Origin of the sequence: Dyadobacter linearis, assembly GCF_907165045.1 — a bacterium.
GTDB lineage: Bacteria > Bacteroidota > Bacteroidia > Cytophagales > Spirosomataceae > Dyadobacter > Dyadobacter linearis.
Genome location: NZ_CAJRAU010000002.1, coordinates 23,200 through 41,224, shown reverse-complemented (window position 1 = coordinate 41,224; position 18,025 = coordinate 23,200). Strand labels below are relative to the sequence as shown.

14 protein-coding genes are annotated in these 18,025 nt (G+C 46.4%); 7 read left to right on the top strand and 7 right to left on the bottom strand.

The genetic code is table 11. The features are described 5' to 3' along the window. Nucleotides 1–849, bottom strand: a complete 849-nt coding sequence (locus KOD92_RS06270) for a transglutaminase family protein (RefSeq protein WP_215232701.1) — start codon at nucleotides 847–849, stop codon at nucleotides 1–3. 194 nt (nucleotides 850–1,043) lie between these two features. Here KOD92_RS06270 and KOD92_RS06265 point away from each other — a divergent pair, with 194 nt between their 5' ends. Together KOD92_RS06265 and KOD92_RS06260 are read left to right on the top strand one after the other, a co-directional pair. Next, nucleotides 1,044–3,287, top strand: coding sequence for a glycosyltransferase family 4 protein (locus KOD92_RS06265; protein WP_215232700.1), 2,244 nt, complete (start codon nucleotides 1,044–1,046; stop codon nucleotides 3,285–3,287). Then, nucleotides 3,284–4,294, top strand: coding sequence for a glycosyltransferase family 4 protein (locus KOD92_RS06260; RefSeq protein ID WP_215232699.1), 1,011 nt, complete (start codon nucleotides 3,284–3,286; stop codon nucleotides 4,292–4,294). The genes KOD92_RS06265 and KOD92_RS06260 overlap by 4 nt, the downstream gene beginning before the upstream one ends. Here the strand turns inward: KOD92_RS06260 and KOD92_RS06255 are convergent. Continuing rightward, on the bottom strand, nucleotides 4,283–5,764 hold the full coding sequence (locus KOD92_RS06255) for a glycoside hydrolase family 130 protein (RefSeq protein ID WP_215232698.1): 1,482 nt from the start codon (nucleotides 5,762–5,764) through the stop codon (nucleotides 4,283–4,285). The genes KOD92_RS06260 and KOD92_RS06255 overlap by 12 nt on opposite strands. A 187-nt stretch (nucleotides 5,765–5,951) precedes the next feature. On the opposite strand from KOD92_RS06255, the gene KOD92_RS06250 reads away from it, so the two are divergent. The 3 genes from KOD92_RS06250 to KOD92_RS06240 all read left to right on the top strand — a co-directional run bounded on the left by KOD92_RS06250 (nucleotide 5,952) and on the right by KOD92_RS06240 (nucleotide 10,707). After that, nucleotides 5,952–8,783 carry a TonB-dependent receptor gene (locus KOD92_RS06250; protein ID WP_215232697.1) on the top strand — a complete coding sequence of 944 codons (2,832 nt, stop codon included), beginning with the start codon at nucleotides 5,952–5,954 and terminating at the stop codon, nucleotides 8,781–8,783. Between the two features lie 18 nt (nucleotides 8,784–8,801). Further along, entirely contained in the window at nucleotides 8,802–9,860 is a 1,059-nt protein-coding gene (locus KOD92_RS06245) for a phytase (protein WP_215232696.1), read from the top strand. Nucleotides 9,861–10,020: 160 nt separating this feature from the next. After that, nucleotides 10,021–10,707 (top strand): hypothetical protein, encoded by a 687-nt coding sequence (locus KOD92_RS06240; protein WP_215232695.1) that lies wholly within the window; start codon nucleotides 10,021–10,023, stop codon nucleotides 10,705–10,707. A gap of 18 nt (nucleotides 10,708–10,725) precedes the next feature. Here the strand turns inward: KOD92_RS06240 and KOD92_RS06235 are convergent, their stop codons facing one another. Both KOD92_RS06235 and KOD92_RS06230 read right to left on the bottom strand, forming a co-directional pair. Beyond that, nucleotides 10,726–11,160, bottom strand: coding sequence for a VOC family protein (locus KOD92_RS06235; RefSeq protein WP_229254565.1), 435 nt, complete (start codon nucleotides 11,158–11,160; stop codon nucleotides 10,726–10,728). Nucleotides 11,161–11,254: 94 nt separating this feature from the next. Then, on the bottom strand, nucleotides 11,255–12,409 hold the full coding sequence (locus KOD92_RS06230; protein ID WP_215232694.1) for a polysaccharide lyase: 1,155 nt from the start codon (nucleotides 12,407–12,409) through the stop codon (nucleotides 11,255–11,257). A 972-nt stretch (nucleotides 12,410–13,381) separates the two neighbouring features. On the opposite strand from KOD92_RS06230, the gene KOD92_RS06225 reads away from it, so the two are divergent. Further along, nucleotides 13,382–13,825, top strand: coding sequence for a glycosyltransferase family 28 protein (locus tag KOD92_RS06225; protein ID WP_215232693.1), 444 nt, complete (start codon nucleotides 13,382–13,384; stop codon nucleotides 13,823–13,825). Next, entirely contained in the window at nucleotides 13,822–14,313 is a 492-nt protein-coding gene (locus KOD92_RS06220; RefSeq protein WP_215232692.1) for a glycosyltransferase, read from the top strand. Before KOD92_RS06225 ends, KOD92_RS06220 begins: the two co-directional genes overlap by 4 nt. Nucleotides 14,314–14,469: 156 nt before the next feature. Here the strand turns inward: KOD92_RS06220 and asnB are convergent, their stop codons facing one another. Genes asnB through KOD92_RS06205 form a run of 3 tightly spaced genes read right to left on the bottom strand, consistent with a single transcriptional unit; the run spans nucleotide 14,470 to nucleotide 17,997 of the window. Continuing rightward, the gene (gene asnB, locus KOD92_RS06215) at nucleotides 14,470–16,332 is read right to left on the bottom strand and encodes an asparagine synthase (glutamine-hydrolyzing) (protein WP_215232691.1); all 1,863 of its coding nucleotides are present in this window, start codon (nucleotides 16,330–16,332) and stop codon (nucleotides 14,470–14,472) included. 38 nt (nucleotides 16,333–16,370) lie between these two features. After that, nucleotides 16,371–17,453: a glycosyltransferase family 4 protein gene (locus KOD92_RS06210; protein ID WP_215232690.1), complete on the bottom strand. Its 1,083-nt coding sequence runs from the start codon at nucleotides 17,451–17,453 to the stop codon at nucleotides 16,371–16,373. A gap of 43 nt (nucleotides 17,454–17,496) precedes the next feature. After that, a complete protein-coding gene (locus tag KOD92_RS06205) occupies nucleotides 17,497–17,997 on the bottom strand; it encodes a serine acetyltransferase (RefSeq protein ID WP_215232689.1) in 501 nt (166 codons plus the stop codon). Between the last annotated feature and the right edge of the window lie 28 nt (nucleotides 17,998–18,025).

Below are 18,025 nucleotides of genomic sequence, written 5' to 3'. Positions count from 1 at the left end.
TCACAGCCGGAAAACGCGACTTTCATATTCGATCGTAGCGAAATTTGCTCCTACCATTCCTGTTACCGGGGCCGCGTCGGCGGGTCGTGACGTACACGCGAGCGGAATATGCCCCTCGGTCGTCAGCAAGCCCGAGGTGGTATCGAGTCCAACCCAGCCCGCTCCCGGAATATAGACTTCCGCCCAGGCATGCAGATCGGCGGAACCCTCCGTGGCTCCGTCCGAAAACTGCACCAGATATCCTGAAACAAACCGGCTGGCGAGTCCAAGGTGACGCAGTACCTGCACCAGCAGCCAGGCCGAATCCCTGCAAGAGCCGGTTTTATATTCAAGCGTTTGCTCCGAAGTGCGGGTACCCTCTTCGATCCTTGACAGATACCCTATCTTGCTGTAAATCTTATTGTTGAGATCCACAATGAAACTTAGTGTATCCTGTCCATGACTCGCTGCTGCTTCAACAAATTCCGATAATCTCAGCCCGTGATCCACAATTTCAAGATAAGGCGATAGATCTTTTGCATTGTCGGCCGAATAGTTGAAAGGGAATTTCTGCGCGTAATCGTCGATAAGTACATTGAACGGATCGTAGGAAGCGAGTGTCGCTTTCAGGTCAACCGCAACGCTCATTCCTACTACGGACCCACTGAAATCGGCGCGGGCAACGAAATTGCCGAATATATCCTGCTGCCAGTGCAGTATATGCGTTGCAGGTTCAATGCGGAGCGAATAGTCTTCGATCGCAGCGGGCGCATGCGCGGCGGGCCGGAGCCGGAAAAAGTGCGGCGAAAGAAATACCGGCCGGTCGTAGCGGTAAACGGTTTTGTGATGAAGTGAGATCAATGAGGGCATCCGGGTACTTTTTTCCTTTGATTTACAAATTCGGTTTAATGTAAGATAGGGCTTAAATATGGATTTTTGGTCGATAATCTGGCTTGCAAGCATAATTCCCGGCTATAAAATGTTTCCGCCGTCGCGCCGGACCTGTTAACCCCCAAGTGTCAGATAATAGGGTTAACTTGTAAGAAATCAACTCCGTGAGGTATATGAAGATTTCGTTTATAGGTACATTCCCTCCACGGGAATGCGGAATTGGGACTTTTACAAAAAATCTGTTTGATGCGATGCTCGCTGCACCGGGCGCCGATGGTCCGAACCAGGGTATTGTGGTGGCGATCAATGACCATGAGCAACGTTACGATTATCCAAAAGAAGTGAAACTGACGATCCGTCAGGAAGAGCAGGCAGACTACCTGGAAGCGGCCAACTTCATCAATATCAGCGGCGCCGACGTGTGTATACTGGAACATGAATTCGGTATTTTCGGCGGGCAAAACGGCATTTACATTCTCCCTTTGCTATACAGGCTCAAAATTCCACTGATCGTTACGCTGCATACCGTCCTTAAAAATCCTTCCTATAATGAACGCGCGGTACTCACTGAGATTTGCAAGATCGCGCAGTCGGTGGTGGTAATGAGCCAAACGGCTGTGGATATGCTGGTGGCCGAATACAGTGTGCCTGAACACAAGATCGCACAGATTGCGCACGGTGTTCCGGATATTCAGTTTGATCAGCTGCTGGCAAAAAAGGAATTCAAGCTTTCTTCCAAACACGTACTGCTCACATTCGGCTTTATCGGCAGGAATAAAGGCATTGAAACCGTTCTGAAAGCACTGCCAGCTGTGGTTTCAAAATACCCTAACCTGGTATATATCGTGCTGGGCAAAACGCACCCGAACGTGATCCGGCATTCGGGTGAGGAATATCGTATCTATCTGATGGGCCTTGTTAAAAAACTGGGCATTGAAAAGCACGTCATTTTCCTGAATGAATTCATAGATCAGTCCGAGCTGTTCAAATATCTCTCGGCCTCAGATATTTACATTACCCCCTACACCAACGAAGCGCAAATTACCAGCGGCACATTGTCTTATGCGATTGGCGCAGGTTCGGCAGTCATTTCCACCCCCTATTGGCACGCCGCCGAGCTGCTTTCGGAAGGAAGAGGCAGGTTATTCCCCTTCAACGACGAGCAGGCATTGAGCGAAGTGTTCCTGGATTTACTGGACAATCCGCAGGTGATGCGGGATTTGCGAAAAAATGCCTACGATTACGGCAGGGAGATCACCTGGCCTAAGATAGGTGAAAAATATGCGCAGCTTGCCAGCAAGATCGTCGCCGAGCAGCCCGACGAGTGGGTTGAAAAAGAAATGATCCTGGACCTGCTTGCATTGCCGCCATTTCTGCTCGATCACGTGCAGCGCCTCACCGACGACACAGGCATTATCCAGCACGCCAAATATGGTATTCCCAATTTGAAGGAAGGTTACTGCCTGGACGATAATGCGCGCGCATTGTTGATGGTGTTGATGACCTACAAAAGGAACAAACATCCGCTCGCCCTTAAACTATCGCCGACCTACCTGAGCTATATCAATTATATGCAAAACCCCGACGGGGCTTTCAGGAACTTCCTCAGCTTTAACCGGAATTTTTTGGATGAGGTGGGCTCGGAAGACTCTTTCGGCAGGGCAATATGGTCGCTGGGCTATTTGCTCGGCAATGCGCCTAATGATGCATATTATCAAACCGGACGGGAGATTTTCTTCGATGCAGCTCCTAATTTCGTCAAGCTCCAATCGATCAGGAGTATTGCCAATACCATCGTGGGGATATGTCACTATATGAAAAGCAATCCTTCCGATGAGGGGATGAAAGAGATATTAAGGCAGCTGGCCAACCGGCTGGTGGCGGATTATGAGATAAACAGCACCGCCGACTGGCATTGGTTTGAATCGCTTCTGGCTTACGACAATGCATTCCTGCCGCTTGCACTCCTACATGCAGCCGAGTTTTTGAATGATGAAAAAGTCGAGAAGATTGCGTTCGAAAGTATGGATTTTCTTTCCGGGATCACGCTCCGCAATGGTTATCTGTCCGTTGTAGGGAATGAAAAATGGTATAATAAGGACGGTGAAAATTCAATGTTCGCCCAGCAGCCGCTGGATGCACTGGCCATGGTACTGATGTTCCACCAGGCATTTCAGCTCACCAAAGACCAGGCATATATCAGGCAGCTTTATACTTGTTTCATGTGGTTCCTGGGTGAAAATGATCTGCGTATCAGTTTGTATGATTTTGAAACCAAAGGCTGCTGTGACGGGCTCGAAAGCTACGGCGTCAACCGCAACCAGGGCGCAGAAAGTACCCTGGCCTATCTGATCTCCCACCTGAGCGTGCTGGAAGCATTTGAAGAGGTTTCCAATCTGGAAGCCAGCGTAGTATGAAAGTAGCGATCCTATCGTCGGTTGCCTGGCGCACGCCGCCCCGTAAATATGGGCCGTGGGAGCAGGTAGCCTCCGACCTGACCGAAGGCCTGCACGCGCGGGGTATTGAAGTAACCCTTTTTGCCACTTCCGACTCGCTTACCAGTGCTGCGCTCGACGCGGCCTGTGCGACCGGCTACGCCGAGGACGGGCAGGTTGACGCGAAAGTGGCGGAATGCCTGCATATCAGCAACTTAATGGAGAAAGCGGAACAGTTTGATCTGATACACAACCATTTTGACTTCTTGCCCCTCACCTATTCGAAACTTGTTAAAACGCCGGTACTGACCACTATTCACGGTTTTTCGTCTGAGAAAATCAAGGAAGTGTACCGTAAATACAATGGGCACACCAGCTATGTCTCCATCAGCGATTCGGACCGCGACGCGGAGCTGGATTATGTCGCTACCGTTTATAATGGTATTGACGATCAGGCATTTCCCTTTGTAGCCGAACCCGAAGATTACCTGCTGTTTTTTGGCAGGATTCATCCCGATAAGGGAACCAGCGAGGCGATTCAGATCGCGTTAGCCAGCGGCAGGAAACTGATGATAGCCGGGCTGATACAGGATAATGCCTATTTTGAAAATGAAGTAAAACCTTATATTGACAATAAACAGATATACTACTGCGGCAATGTGGGCCCCGGTGAAAAGGAGGTATTGTTAGGAAAAGCTTTTGCATTGCTGCACCCGGTCAAATTCGAAGAGCCTTTCGGCCTGAGCGTGGCAGAATCGATGTTTTGCGGCACGCCCGTGATCGCATTTAAACGCGGCTCCATGCCAGAATTGCTGCGCGACGGAGAGACTGGCTTTCTGGTCAGCAATGTCGCTGGGGCGGTTGAATCCGTCTCGCAAATTGACCGGATCAGCAGAGCCTATTGCCGGCAATGGGCCGCTTCTAAATTTTCGAAAGAGAAAATGGTGGATGGATATATTGCCGTGTATGAAAAGCTGCTAAACCGCTGAAATGGCGCTGCTGGTCAATTCTGCCAGCAACTCAGCCAGGTCGACCGCGGCATAAGTAGAAGCATAATCGGACATCGCGTAAGGAATGATCAGGTTTCCGTTGTGGATCAGCGCCCCGCAGGAATAGACCACATTAGGCACATAACCTTCCCGCTCCTTGCGATTGGGCAGTAATAGCGGCTGTGAGAGTCGACCGATCTCCATTTCGGGATTATCGATCGCAAAAAGCGAGGCTCCCAGCACATATTCGCGCATTGGTCCTACGCCGTGCGTCAATACCAGCCAGCCGGCTTCCGTTTCCAGCGGCGAACCGCAATTGCCGATCTGCACAAATTCCCAGGGATATTTCGGCGACTGGATCATTACCGCGTCCCGCCAGATGCTGATATTATCCGAAAAAGCGATGTAATTATTGACCCCGTCGATCCTGCAAAGCATGGCATATTTGCCGTTGATCTTTCTTGGAAACAGCGCCATTCCTTTGTTCTGGGCGATTTCACCGTGAATTGGCAGTACTTTGAAATGGTAAAAATCACGCGTCATCAACAGTTTGGGCAAGATCGACATCCCGTCGTATGCTGTGTAAGTAGCATAGTAGATAGTCTCGTTGCTTTCGCTTGTGAATTTGACAAACCTGGCGTCTTCGATCCCCCGCTTTTCTGTGTCCGCAATCGGGAAAATTACGCGCTCGGAAATGTCGGTGTCGAGGGAAAAATCCATTTCATAATGCGATGAAGCCAGCCACATGACTTCGCGCAGCAAAACCTGGCTTGACTGGGTCGTTGGAACTTCTTTCCTGGTTTCGTCGACGTAGCGTTTCAGTTCTTCGTAGGTGAAAGTCTTCGTCAGTTTACCCTCAATCACGGCGTAGGCGGCGGTTTCCATATTCTGCATTTCGCCCAGCTTGGCCAAAAAAGTATCTTTTTTGTAAACGTGATTTCTCACGTGCTCGGGTGCATCCAACATTCGCCCCGGCGGTTCTACATTGATCGTATTGTTCTGATCAATGATCGCTGACCTGAAAACGATGGACGAAATATGCCCCTCGCCGGTAGCGCGGAAGCTAAGTATTACCCTTTTTTCACCAAAACCAATACGCGACTGATCGGGATCTTCTACAATGGAAGGATTAAAGAACGCTGCGGCTTCGATCGAATATTCCATCGTAAAATAGGAACCGATCAGCATTTTCTGCGTAGTGCTCAGCGAATGCGCCGCAATATTCATCTTATCAAGTATATGGGCCAGTTTGTTAAAATGCCTTTCAAAAATGCGCAGGATATTCCGGTGGCGCTTGGCATATTTTCGAAACACGTTACTGAGCTCCTGGTTCTGCTCCTGCTCGGAAAGTCCCAGGATCCGTTCAATTAAAAGGGTGCTGCGCTCTTCACTACTAAACAAAAAACGGGCAATAACCCGGCTTGAATCGGGCTGAAAAACAGTATCTTTTCTTATAATATGTATTGACATTTTCGCATTTTAAGACAAGATCAACTATTAATCCCGGATTCGAACCATAACCACATAGAAGTAAAAAGAAAACGGGATTTTCGGGGACAAAATACAGAGAGGCTATTCTGGTAATAATTTGATAACACTCGCCTGACATCTTGGTAACATTAGTCTGTGACTTTTGCAGATTACTAAAATCAGGCTGATGAAAAGAATTGTACTACGCTACTCGATCTCATTTTTAATCCTACTGTTTATCTCTTCACTATCTTTTGGGCAAAAGGCCGTGATCTCGGGAAAGATCATGGATGCGCAAAGATTATCGCTGCCCGGCGCGACTGTAAAGATCACGCCCGGTAACCAGTATACGATTTCGGATGTGTACGGAAAGTTTGAATTCCTGAATGTAAATCCGGGAACCTACCAGCTGGAAGCAACATATATGGGCTACCGGAACTACGCCGAAAGCATTGTGGTAGAGGCGGGCGGAAAAAAGTCTTTCGAGATGGTCCTCCAAGAAGGCGGACTGGATATGAACGAGGTAGTTGTTTTGGGAGACAGGCTGAAAGGTCAGGCCAAGGCGCTTAATCAACAAAGAAACAATGACAATATCACCAATATCATTTCCTCCGACCAGGTAGGCCGCTTTCCCGACTCCAATATCGGGGATGCATTGAAACGCGTACCAGGTATTACAATGCAAAATGATCAGGGTGAGGCAAGAAATATCATCGTACGCGGCCTGGCGCCCGAGCTCAACTCGGTTACATTAAATGGAGACAGAATTCCTTCGGCGGAAGGCGACAACCGCCGGGTACAAATGGATTTGATCCCGTCGGACATGATCTCGACGATCGAAGTAAACAAAACGCTGACGCCCGACATGGACGCAGACGCGATTGGCGGCTCGGTGAACCTGGTAACCCGGGCGGCACCAAACAGTCAGCGTATCTCGGCGACATTATCTTCTGGTTTCAACCCGATCCGCGGCAAAGCATTGTACACGGGCGGCTTCGTTTACGCCAACCGTTTTGCTAAAAGCGCAATAGGTATGGTATTGAGCGGATCTTATAATAACAATAATTACGGTTCGGACGATGTAGAGGCTGTTTGGTCGAAGGACGATTTCGGCAATGTATATATTAGTGAAACCGATATCAGAAAGTACGATGTGCAGCGTATTCGGAGAAGTCTTTCTGCTGCATTTGACTTTAAACTTGGTCAAAATCACACGATCACGGCGAATGCGATGTACAACTGGCGCGACGATATTGAAAACCGTTACCGGATGCGGATCGACGATATTGAGCCGCTTTACGATGATAATGACCAGATTACAGGTTTTGAAGGTCGCGTAGGAAGGCAAACAAAAGGCGGTATCGACAATAATAAAAACAAAGGCGGCCGGCTGGAAAGACAGACGGTTCAGAACTATTCTGTGCGCGGCGACCATTTGCTGAGCCCGAAAGTGGATCTGGATTGGAGCGTAAGCTATTCTACTGCGAGTGAAGACCGGCCGAACGAGCGTTATATCAGCTTCCGCGAAGGTGGTAACACATTGACCTACAATGGAGATTCCCGCGCCCCGCTTCTATCGCCGGCTGGCCTGGACGCCAGCTCGCTGGGCTTGCATGAAATTACCGAAAACCACGATTTCACAGAAGAAACCGAATTGGGCGCAAAAGTTAACCTGCGTTTTCCGCTGTCGATCATTGCCGATCAGAAAGGCCGGATGCGCGTAGGAGCCCGCCTGCGACTTAAAACAAAAGACAGGGATAACATATTTTACGAATATGCTCCTGTGAATGAGGATGCGATCGCGACGCTCGGTGATGCGGCGACGGTGAACTGGCCGGGCGACAAATTTCAGGCCGGCTCACACCTGGTACCGGGACTATTTGCTTCCAAAACGTTTTTAGGTAACCTCAACCTGACCAATACTTTGGAGTTTGAAGCGGAACCGGTTCCTGGTGAATTCCTCGGTGCGAACTACAATGCAAAGGAAAACATCGTGGCGGGTTATGTGCGTTTTGATCAGGATTTCAATGAGAAACTGTCTATGATTGTGGGTGTGAGACTGGAAAATACTTCCATTGATTATACTGGAAATATCATTGAAGATGAAGAAGAACTGGCCGGCGCGCGCTCTGTGAAGAATAACTATCTGAATGTAATGCCGAGCGTTTCCTTCCGCTACAATGCAACCGACAACTTTATCCTCCGCGCGGCTGCCACTACTGCATTGGCCCGCCCGAACTATTACGCGCTGGCTCCGTACATCAGCATTATTCCGGGCGATCAGCAAATTTCAGCAGGTAACCCCGATTTGAAGGCGACTTATTCCTGGAATTTTGATCTGATGGCAGAGAATTACTTTGAGTCCGTCGGCTTGATCTCAGGTGGCGTTTTTTACAAAAACCTTAAAAATTTCATTTACACATATCGCAACCAGCAATACTCGGAAGCAGCTTTTGCGAGCGATTTCCCAACTGTGAGCAACCCGATTTCGGACGGTCAGCAGTGGGACTTTTTACAGTCGAGAAATGGGGATAATGTAAATGTTTTCGGATTTGAACTCGCATTTCAGCGCCAGCTCGATTTCCTTCCGAGCTTTTTGAAAAACTTCGGTATTTACACCAACTACACATTTACAAAGTCTTTTGCGAACGGTGTTTATAATGAAGACGGGGACGCAAGAACGGACGTTTCGCTACCCGGAACTGCGCCGCACATGTTCAATGCTTCCTTGTCGTGGGAAAATAAAAAGTTCTCAGCCAGGCTTTCTGCCAACTATACAGCCGCTTACCTGGATGCGCTGGGCGGAGAGGATTTTGATGATATTTACTATGATAAGCAGTTTTTCCTCGATGCAAATGCGGCTTACAAGATCACTAAAAACCTGAGGCTGTTTGCAGAAGCGAACAACCTGACCAATCAGCCACTACGCTATTACCAAAGCATTTCGTCGCGCACAACACAGGCGGAGTATTACAGACCAAGGTTTAATTTTGGTTTGAAATTCGATATGACCAAGTAATATCAACAATCATTTTACATGAAACCCTATTCAATACTGGCCCTATTGGCCCTGATAAGCCTTTCTGGCTGTAATACTCAATCCTCCGAACATTCAGCCAGCGCCGATTCGACGATTATCCAGCCGGTCGTTATCACCGATTCGGTGGTGCACGATACCGACGATCCCGCAATATGGATCAACCCGCAGGATCCTTCCAAGAGCCTCATTATCGGTACGGATAAAGACGAAGACGGTGCTTTGTACGTATTCGATCTGGCCGGGAAAATCCAGCAGGACAAAGTGGTAAAAAACCTGAAACGTCCAAATAACGTCGATATCGCTTACGGTTTAATGCTCTCGGGCAAACCTACTGATATTGCTGTGGCTACCGAAAGAGCTGCCAACAGCATTCGTATATTTACACTACCTGATATGAAGGCGGTTGATCTGGGTGGGATTGAGGTTTTCAAAGGTGACTCCATGCAGGCGCCGATGGGCGTATCCCTCTATACGCGGCCTTCCGACAAAGCTATATTTGCGATTGTAGGAAGGAAAAATGGCCCGAAAGAAGGTTACCTGTGGCAGTACCGGCTGCAAGATGATGGAAAGGGAAACGTGAAAGCGGAACTCGTCCGGAAGTTCGGTAAATACAGCGGCAAGAAAGAGATCGAATCCATCGCTGTCGATAATGAAATGGGATTTGTGTACTATTCCGATGAGCAGGTGGGCGTGCGCAAATATTACGCCGATCCTGACAGCACAGGCAAAGAGCTCGCGCTGATTCCGAATACGGGTTTTACAGAAGATAATGAAGGGATTTCCATTTATAAAACAGGTCCAAAAACAGGCTATATCCTCGTCTCAGATCAGGGTGCAGACCAGTTCTATATATTCAGAAGAGAGGGTACAGCCGCCAATCCGCATGAACACGCGCATTTGAGGACCGTGAAGGTAGCCGCGCATAAAAGTGATGGTTCCGATGTGACTAACCTGGCGCTTTCACCGGCGTTTCCCAAAGGACTGTTTGTAGTGATGTCGGAAGGAAAAGTGTTTCATTATTACAAATGGGAGGATATTATTGGGGACATTAAATAGCTTTTCCCTGAACTTTTAAGCATAAAAAGGATCTGGCGCCCCAAAACGGGAACGCAATAAAAAGGTTGGACGTTCTGTTAAAGATAACAACGGTTACAAAGTTGAGTAACCATCACTTTAACGAGTCAAAGAGTTGAGTACGTTTGCCCTAGGAAATGTAATGTCTATCCACTTTCTGGACAGGCCTGCGCGGATCCTGCTTGGAAAATACAAGTATCAGCACAAATTCCTGTATGTATTGCGCGGTTCGGGGCAGGTGAAACTGGACCATAGTCTCTTCAATTTCAGCCAGGGTTCTTTTTATGCTTTCCGGATTGCAAATGGTGTAGAGTTAACGGCTTCGGTGCCGGTCACTGCGTTCGTCATTGTTTTCAACACCATCCCATTTCCAGATAACAGGCTGCCCCAAGATCTGAAAAGTCAGCTGCGGATTGTGGACAGGGTCAATAGTCTGGTGCCTATCACTTCTGAGATTCATGAATACCGGGTCCAGCACGTGGAAGACCAGGAATCGGTGGGTTCGCTGGTGAAAATGATCCGTAGAGAGATAGCGGTACCGCAGGAACATTCGGAAGAGATCATCCTCAATAATGCGCTGAATATCCTCAACATTGCAGTACGTATAGCCCCGGAGGGTGTAAGCCAGAAACTGGTTGCGGATCAGTCTTCATGCATTGCGAAAGTGACGCGCTTTGTGCAGGATAAAGTAAAGCACAACAAAAAGGTGACAGTTGCAGAAATTGCCCGGGAGTTGAAGACCACAGAATATGTACTCAACCGCACGTTCATCAAAGACTCAGGGACCACATTTGCCGCCTTTCTTAGAAAAACGAAAAGCCAGTTGTAACAGGATTTTGCTTTTCGTCTAAAAGTGCCTTTCCAGGACCTGGATCATATTCCCTTCCAGGTCAAAGCAATTTCTGACCTTCCCTCCGCCTATTGCGGGTATGATCTCTCCTGCCCATTTTATGTTTTTGGTATCAAGATAAGCGATCGCTGCTTCAAGGTCTGTGACGCGAAACGCAACGTGCGACCAGCCTGGCGTCCAGGTCGTGCGTTCCTGACGGAGTGTATGGTCTTTCGGCATGATTTCCAGCAAGGTACCGTCGGGCGCTTTGAGCATCCACACGGGCTTTGGATCTTTGAAATACCGCTCATATCCCAGCATTTCGCAGTACCAGTTTGCCAGTAACTCCACATCATCGGCCGCCACAGCCGGGTGATCAACACCTGTAAAAATTGCCTTCCATTGATCTTCCATCGATTCGAATAGTTCTTGAATAAGTCTGTTGTGGTTCAAACTTACAGTTTTTGTATAAAAAAAATCCTCAGCTGGCCAATGTTGCCTTGCTGAGGAGTTTGTATATTGATGTGAACGAGCCGGGTAACCAGTATCAGAATTTCACATTCTTGATAGCGCTGTAAGAAAAAGTCTGGTCGCGGTCAACCATTTTCAGGCGATAGTAACCAGCCCCGGAAAGCGGTTTTTGATCGGTAAATGTATAATTCCGCTTCGACTTGCTTTGTCCGGAAGCAGCCTTCCTGCCAATCTCTTTCCACGTTTTCGCATCCGAGCTACGCTGGACCACAAAGTAATCAGAATTTGATTCCTCAGCCGTTGCCCACGCTAAATTGGCCAATTTGCCGCTTTTTGATGCAGTGAAACTGGTTAATGTGACTGGCAATGCATTATCCTGGCTCACCGCTACTGTATTGTAGTTCGCCGATTGACTGCCGATCTTGATTTCATCCACATACATCGACCGGATCTGATTGGCGCCTCTGGCCATATTGCTCCACTCCCACTTGTAGATTCCGACTTTAAAATACGGGAAATGCTCGTCGTTGTAGAAATTAGGCTGATTTTCCCTCTTTAAAATGAGTTTCGAATTTCTCCAAACCTCCACAACACCATTGTTATCGTGTGACCATTTTACGTGAAAAACCCAATCCAGCCATTTATCCTTATCCACCGGGCCGAGGTCGATGCGGGTAAAAGTAAAATGATCCTGTATGGTCACCTTGTTTGCGTCTGATCTTATTTCGAGGACAAAACGGTCGTCAAGCACACCGAGCAGCATCGGCGGACTACGCCAGCCTTCGCCGGCTGCAAAGTCAGGAAGTGACTGCCACTGAACAATGCTCTCTTCGATCGGGTCTTTTACAAATGTATTCGGCAGGTACATAGAGAAGGCATACCAGCCTTCGGGATTATGATTGGGCGCTTCACCCAGCTCTGTCCGGGCACCATTTGGCAGGTCCCCCCTTCTCAGTTCAAATTTTAATGCACCAGTACCCGCACGTTTTACTTTCCTATCGACCGTAGCTGACCAGGAACAGCAAATTGCTTTTTCATACCAGTCACCCATTTCGTTATCGAAACTGTAATACGAAAGCAGCGGACCTTTGCCTCCGTCGCCAGTTTTAGCATTATGCCCGGCGGCAGTCTCATTATTTGCATTCTCAGGCAATACTTCGCCAGTTTCGGGAGAGCTGCAGCCGAAAAACCCGACCGCAAAAAGCAGTAGTAGTAAAGATTTTTTCTTCATGAGTTAGCGGGTAATAAGTTGTACTTCGATCGTCTAGCGACTGGGCAAAGCTAGAAAAATTACATACAAATACTACACAACAAGAAAATTATTTGTAGAAGTTAATACTACAAGAATGTAACTATCAAGTAACTAATTGCTGTCCACTTTCAAGCTAGTTTAATACACTCCATATATATAGCCAAAAAATGTCACCAAATCGCCAGTTTGGCGCATGAAGGAAGATTTGCTTAGGCGGTGAATGCGCAGGTCGGGTGATTCTGCGGCGTTGTGTACCAACCGGCACACTTCCCCACAAGCAATTAGAGCTATCGAATAAGTTCTACAATTGAAACAATTACAATCAGGAGGGTTAAGAAGGTCGAAAGAAGAGGTTTTTCGCACCAGCCAGGCAGGCATTCAATCCCGTTTTGGGAAAGGTAAAATCCGTTGCTTTTCTGAAAATTGTCTGGAAAGTTTCCAACTGGTCCTGGTCTGGAATATTCAGTTACTTATTTCGAACAGTTTTTCTGTAACTGCAATTCATACGCAGTTTGCATAACTACTTTTTTAATTTATAAATATAGTTTAAATGCAATTTGTAGAAATATTTACACGCCTGAAATTGCACCTAGTTACTAAATAAAACGCTTCCCCAACCTCTCAAAGGTTCACCCTCAAAATGCGCCTCGTCACCCCAAAATGGTCACGCAATAAATAGTAATCTATTATACTTGCTAACGATTTAGACCTATCCTCATTCAGTAATTTGTTTCGTTATTTACTCTCCTCTAAAATGAACTTGTCAGAAAATAAAATCACCTCTCAGATCTATTTGCAAAATCGAAATCCTGTGATCACAGGCAACCTTTTTAAGTCCGCAATGCCGCTTCCTAATTATCAAAAACAAGTAATCTATTAATCATTATTTAATCAATTAAAGACTCTAATTTAATTAGTGTTAAATACTCTCGTTTAAACCCTCGTTTATTTATGAAAATTCTAGCAATTGCCTCTGCCGGAGGACACTGGATTCAGTTATTAAGATTGAAACCCGCATTTGAAGGCCACGAATTGATTTTCGTTTCCACTAAGAAAAGCTTTAAAGACACTGTGGACGGATATGAATTCCACAGCATTCCTGATGCCAGCAGATGGAACAAAATGAAGCTGCTGTATTCACTGATGTGTGTACTGAAAATCGTCTTCCTTTCCCGTCCAAATATCATCATTACAACCGGCGCCGCACCCGGTTTAATGGGAATTATCGCAGGTAAAGTAATCGGTGCCAAAACGGTCTGGATTGACAGTATTGCCAACGTTGAGAATATTTCAATGAGCGGCAGAATAGCGACTTCAATAGCTGACAGAAGCTATACACAGTGGCCGGATTTGTCTAATTCAAAAGTTACTTTTAACGGAAGCGTATTATCATGATTTTTGTAACAGTAGGTACTCAGGGAGCCTTTGACAGGCTAATTTCCACGATGGACCAGGTAGCTGAGCTGCTGCCGCACATCACATTCGTCGCACAGGTGTCAACCGGCGGCAGCTACAAGGCCAAACATATGAAGGCACTTGAATTTATATCTCCAACAGAATTCGATAAATACTTTTCCGCCGCGGAATTGGTTGTCAGTCACGCTGGTATGGGTACGATCATTTCTGCATTCGAAAGAGAAAAGCCAATTCTGGTTTTGCCGAAATTGGTTAAATATGGAGAACACAGAAATGACCATCAGCTGGCGACTGCAAAAAGATTAGAAAGTCTCAATTACGTGCACGTTGCTTACGACGAACAACAGCTGAAAGAAAAGGTCTTATCCATGGCAAAAGGAGCACTTAATCCTTTGCACTCTGTGGGCAAATATGCATCTCTTGAATTAATCAATTCCCTGCAAAATTTCATGGCAGTTCCAGCTTAATATACGGAGCTCAAAAACTGACTTTTAACAAATAATAAAAAAAGGTACCGGGCAAATGTCCGGTACCTTTTTTTATTTACAACAAATGAATATTCAGGTAAATAAAAAAGGTGCAGTAATTACATTGCCGCACCTTTTTAGTAAGAACTATTTTTATCAGTTGAGCTTTGCCTTGAAGAAAGAACTGTACCACAATTCGAGTGACAATAAAATAAACAACTGCTTCTTGTAGTCCTTTTTCATCGACCTGTGCTGCTGGATCATTTTCTTGATAAATTCAACATTGAAATATTGTCTGCACAGTGAATCCGAACTATCGATCATTTGCATTAAAGTATCAGACAATTCATTTTTGAACCAATCCCCTACCGGCGTTTCAAATCCTCTTTTCTTGCGATGAATGACAGATTGTGGAAGCCACGCTTCCGACGCTTTTTTATGAATGTATTTACCCATTTTTCCTCTTAATTTTAAATCAATCGGAAGAGACTCCAGATAATTGACGAGATCAATGTCGAGGTACGGAACCCGGTTCTCAATAGAGTTGGCCATCGTGAGCTTATCATTGAAAAGCAGCAGGTTATCAGGCAGCATCGTGCGGGTATCCAGGTAAAGCAGCTTCGACAGGGAATCGGCGTTTTTGTCGGTTCTGTCGTAGAATTTCTCAAAATGGACTTTCTGGTTGCATTCGTTACGCGCCAGGAAATCAGGCTTGTACAAATTCTCCTTCATGTCCGGCGTCAGCAAGGTGTAAATCGCGATGAAGCGGTCGAGTTCGTTGCTAAACTGCGATGCATATACGCCGCGCTCCAAGGTGCTGTTATTTGAGAAAATTTTAGAAACCAACGAAAGTGGGAGCATAGACAAAATGCCCTTGTATTTCGAGATCAGCCGCTCACCCTGGTAGCGTTTGTATCCGGCCATCGGCTCGTCGGCACCCTGACCGCTCAATACCACTTTCACCTGCTGGGAAGCCAGGTTTGAAAGATAGTAAAGTGCCGGAATAGTCGGCTCAGCCACCGGTTCCTCGGTGTGGTAGAAAGATTTATAAAAGTAGTTCATGTAGGTTTCCTTTTCCATGAACGTTTCATAATGCTCCGAACCGATCAGCTGTGAAGTTTCGCGCGCGTCGTCCAGCTCATTGAAATTCCCTACGCCTTTAAATCCAACTGTGAAAGTCTTGATCTTATAAGCAGATTTTTTCGACATCAAATGCCCGAGTACGGCCGAATCAAGTCCGCCGCTCAGCAGAAGTCCAACCGGCACATCACTCAGCAACTGGCGCTCGACAGCTTGTTCGAGCAGACGCTGATATTCAGCAATCGCCTCTTCCTCAGATATGTTGTAGTTTATTTTCTGCGCTTTTGGCCAGTAATTCTTGAAAGTATGGCGGCCATCTGGTGAAAATTCAAGGTAAGTCGCCGCTTCCAATTTCTTGATTCCCTTGAAAAGCGTTTGCGGCGCAGGATTGTAGCGGAAAGTGAGGAACGTATTCAATGCAGCCTCATCGATTTCCCGCGCGTATATTTTGTTGTTGGAAATCACTTTGATCTCCGAACTAAAAATAAGCTTGTCGCCTGAAATGTAGTAATACAGCGGTTTTACACCAAAAGGATCGCGTACGAGAACCGTCTTGCCTGTTTTACGATTAAAAAATGCAAACGAGAAAATACCGTTGAAATCTTTAACGGAATCAATACCGAATTCGCGCAGGTAATATAAAATGGTCTCCGTATCAGACTGACCTCTGAAACTGATGTTAGGCAGCTTGGCCCTGAGCTCTTTGTGATTGTAGATCTCCCCATTGAAAGTGATGCAGTAATCCCCGCAATCGGTAAACATAGGCTGCTTTCCAGCTTCCGAAAGGTCCAGGATCGAGAGGCGCGTATGACCAAGAAAAACCCGGTAATTATCAGATTTCAATTCAATAAGCGCCTGTGAATCAGGGCCTCTGTGACTGATCAGATTGATATCCTCTTCGGGCAGTTCACAATTAATACTTCCGGCAATTCCACACATAGTAAAGGAGAGATAAGGTTATTAATATTTTTGATAAATTATTTTTCGGTCAGAAGCTCGGTATAAAAGGAATGCAGCTTCGGGATCACCGAGTTAGAGTAATATGGTTTCAAGATCAGGGACGACCGCTGGCCCATTTCCAATGCGAGTACCGGTGAAAGCACAAATGCTTTCAGGCTTTCGAGGATCGATTTCTTGTTGCCAGGCTCGACGAGGAACCCGTTCACATTATCGCGTACTACCTCGCCAATGCCCCCAACCGGAGTAGAGATAATAGGCAGATTGTAGCTCATTGCTTCCAATATAGAAACCGGAAGTCCTTCATTATGAGACGGTAATATAAAAATGTCACTCGTAGAAAGCAGTTCATCCTTCTTTTCGCCCGTTACCCAGCCTACGTATTCGACGATGTTTTCCAGCGAATGCGTTTTAATAATAGCTTCCAGTTTCTGCGACTCGCCGTTTCCGCCAACCAGCAGTTTGAGCCGACCGTTGAAAAATTCTTTGTTTTCAATAATTACATTAACCAGATCGTAAATACCCTTTCTGTCGCCAATATATCCCAGGAATAAAAGCGTAAGAACCGGCTTTTGTCTTCTCACCGGTGTTTTATCCGGATGATCTACAATGTTTTCAAGAATATGAATTCGTTTCGGGGAAAAATTCTCCTTGAAGAAATCGTTCCATTGAATCGAAAGACAAATGATCAGGTCGGCGTGGTTAATGAAATGAGCGACCAGCTTTTTCACAAACGCGCCGCTGCCGTTATAAAAAATGTGAAAATCGGAGCCGTGGCTGTGGTATACGACCGCTTTTCCAAACACATATTTGGCAATCAGAAACAATATGTATTTGCGAAAGAAGCTTCCGTTGTGCGCGCCGTGAATATGGACGATCTTGATTTTCCTGTTCGCTATCAATACGCCAACATATTTAAAAAGCGAAACAAAGAAATACGGAACATTCGCTAGTGTGCTGTAATTTCCTTCGTAGGAAGATACAAACTGAAAATCAGAAATGTTTTTATTGTAGGAGGCAATTACCGCGCCCATTCCGCCACGGTGATTTTTATATTGCGGACCTACGTGCAATGCGTGTTGAAAAAGGGAGCGTTCTGGCATTTTGAAAAACTTTTCTTATTGATGATAAAGGAGGGTAAGACTGTTACGCTAGTTCAGGCTCTGTCTGCCTGATAATTCGTGCGGGATTACCGACCGCCACAGAATAAGAAGGAATACTTTTCACGACCACACTTCCCGCGCCGATCTTCACATGATCGCCGATCCTTATATCTCCGATGATGCATACATTAGCGCCAATATCAACGTGGTTACCAATTACCGGGCATGAATCACTTGACCCGTTATTACCGATCGTGGTGGATTGGCGCAGCGTACAATCGGATCCCAAAACAGTATTAGAATGAACTACCAGCGCTTGTCCGTGAAATACGCGCAACCCTTTTCCGGCTTTCAGATCGTGTGGTATCTCTGTTCCCAATATAAAATTCACAAGTATTTTGTAAAATATGATATAGGGAAAAAGCAGGAGCGAAACGATGCCGCCACGAGAATAGTAGCTTGCAATTCTGAACAAAACCATCAGGAAACGTCCCCTTGAATTTTGCTGGTTGCTTTTCCAGTCCTGAAATATATATGTGATCATGTGGTGTTTTATAAATATGGAGAAGGGA

Coding starts and splice junctions, on each gene's coding strand:
- KOD92_RS06270 (WP_215232701.1), bottom strand. CDS start 849: ATGCCCTCATTGATCTCACTTCATCACAAAACCGTTTACCGCTACGAC.
- KOD92_RS06265 (WP_215232700.1), top strand. CDS start 1,044: ATGAAGATTTCGTTTATAGGTACATTCCCTCCACGGGAATGCGGAATT.
- KOD92_RS06260 (WP_215232699.1), top strand. CDS start 3,284: ATGAAAGTAGCGATCCTATCGTCGGTTGCCTGGCGCACGCCGCCCCGT.
- KOD92_RS06255 (WP_215232698.1), bottom strand. CDS start 5,764: ATGTCAATACATATTATAAGAAAAGATACTGTTTTTCAGCCCGATTCA.
- KOD92_RS06250 (WP_215232697.1), top strand. CDS start 5,952: ATGAAAAGAATTGTACTACGCTACTCGATCTCATTTTTAATCCTACTG.
- KOD92_RS06245 (WP_215232696.1), top strand. CDS start 8,802: ATGAAACCCTATTCAATACTGGCCCTATTGGCCCTGATAAGCCTTTCT.
- KOD92_RS06240 (WP_215232695.1), top strand. CDS start 10,021: ATGTCTATCCACTTTCTGGACAGGCCTGCGCGGATCCTGCTTGGAAAA.
- KOD92_RS06230 (WP_215232694.1), bottom strand. CDS start 12,409: ATGAAGAAAAAATCTTTACTACTACTGCTTTTTGCGGTCGGGTTTTTC.
- KOD92_RS06225 (WP_215232693.1), top strand. CDS start 13,382: ATGAAAATTCTAGCAATTGCCTCTGCCGGAGGACACTGGATTCAGTTA.
- KOD92_RS06220 (WP_215232692.1), top strand. CDS start 13,822: ATGATTTTTGTAACAGTAGGTACTCAGGGAGCCTTTGACAGGCTAATT.
- asnB (WP_215232691.1), bottom strand. CDS start 16,332: ATGTGTGGAATTGCCGGAAGTATTAATTGTGAACTGCCCGAAGAGGAT.
- KOD92_RS06210 (WP_215232690.1), bottom strand. CDS start 17,453: ATGCCAGAACGCTCCCTTTTTCAACACGCATTGCACGTAGGTCCGCAA.
- KOD92_RS06205 (WP_215232689.1), bottom strand. CDS start 17,997: ATGATCACATATATATTTCAGGACTGGAAAAGCAACCAGCAAAATTCA.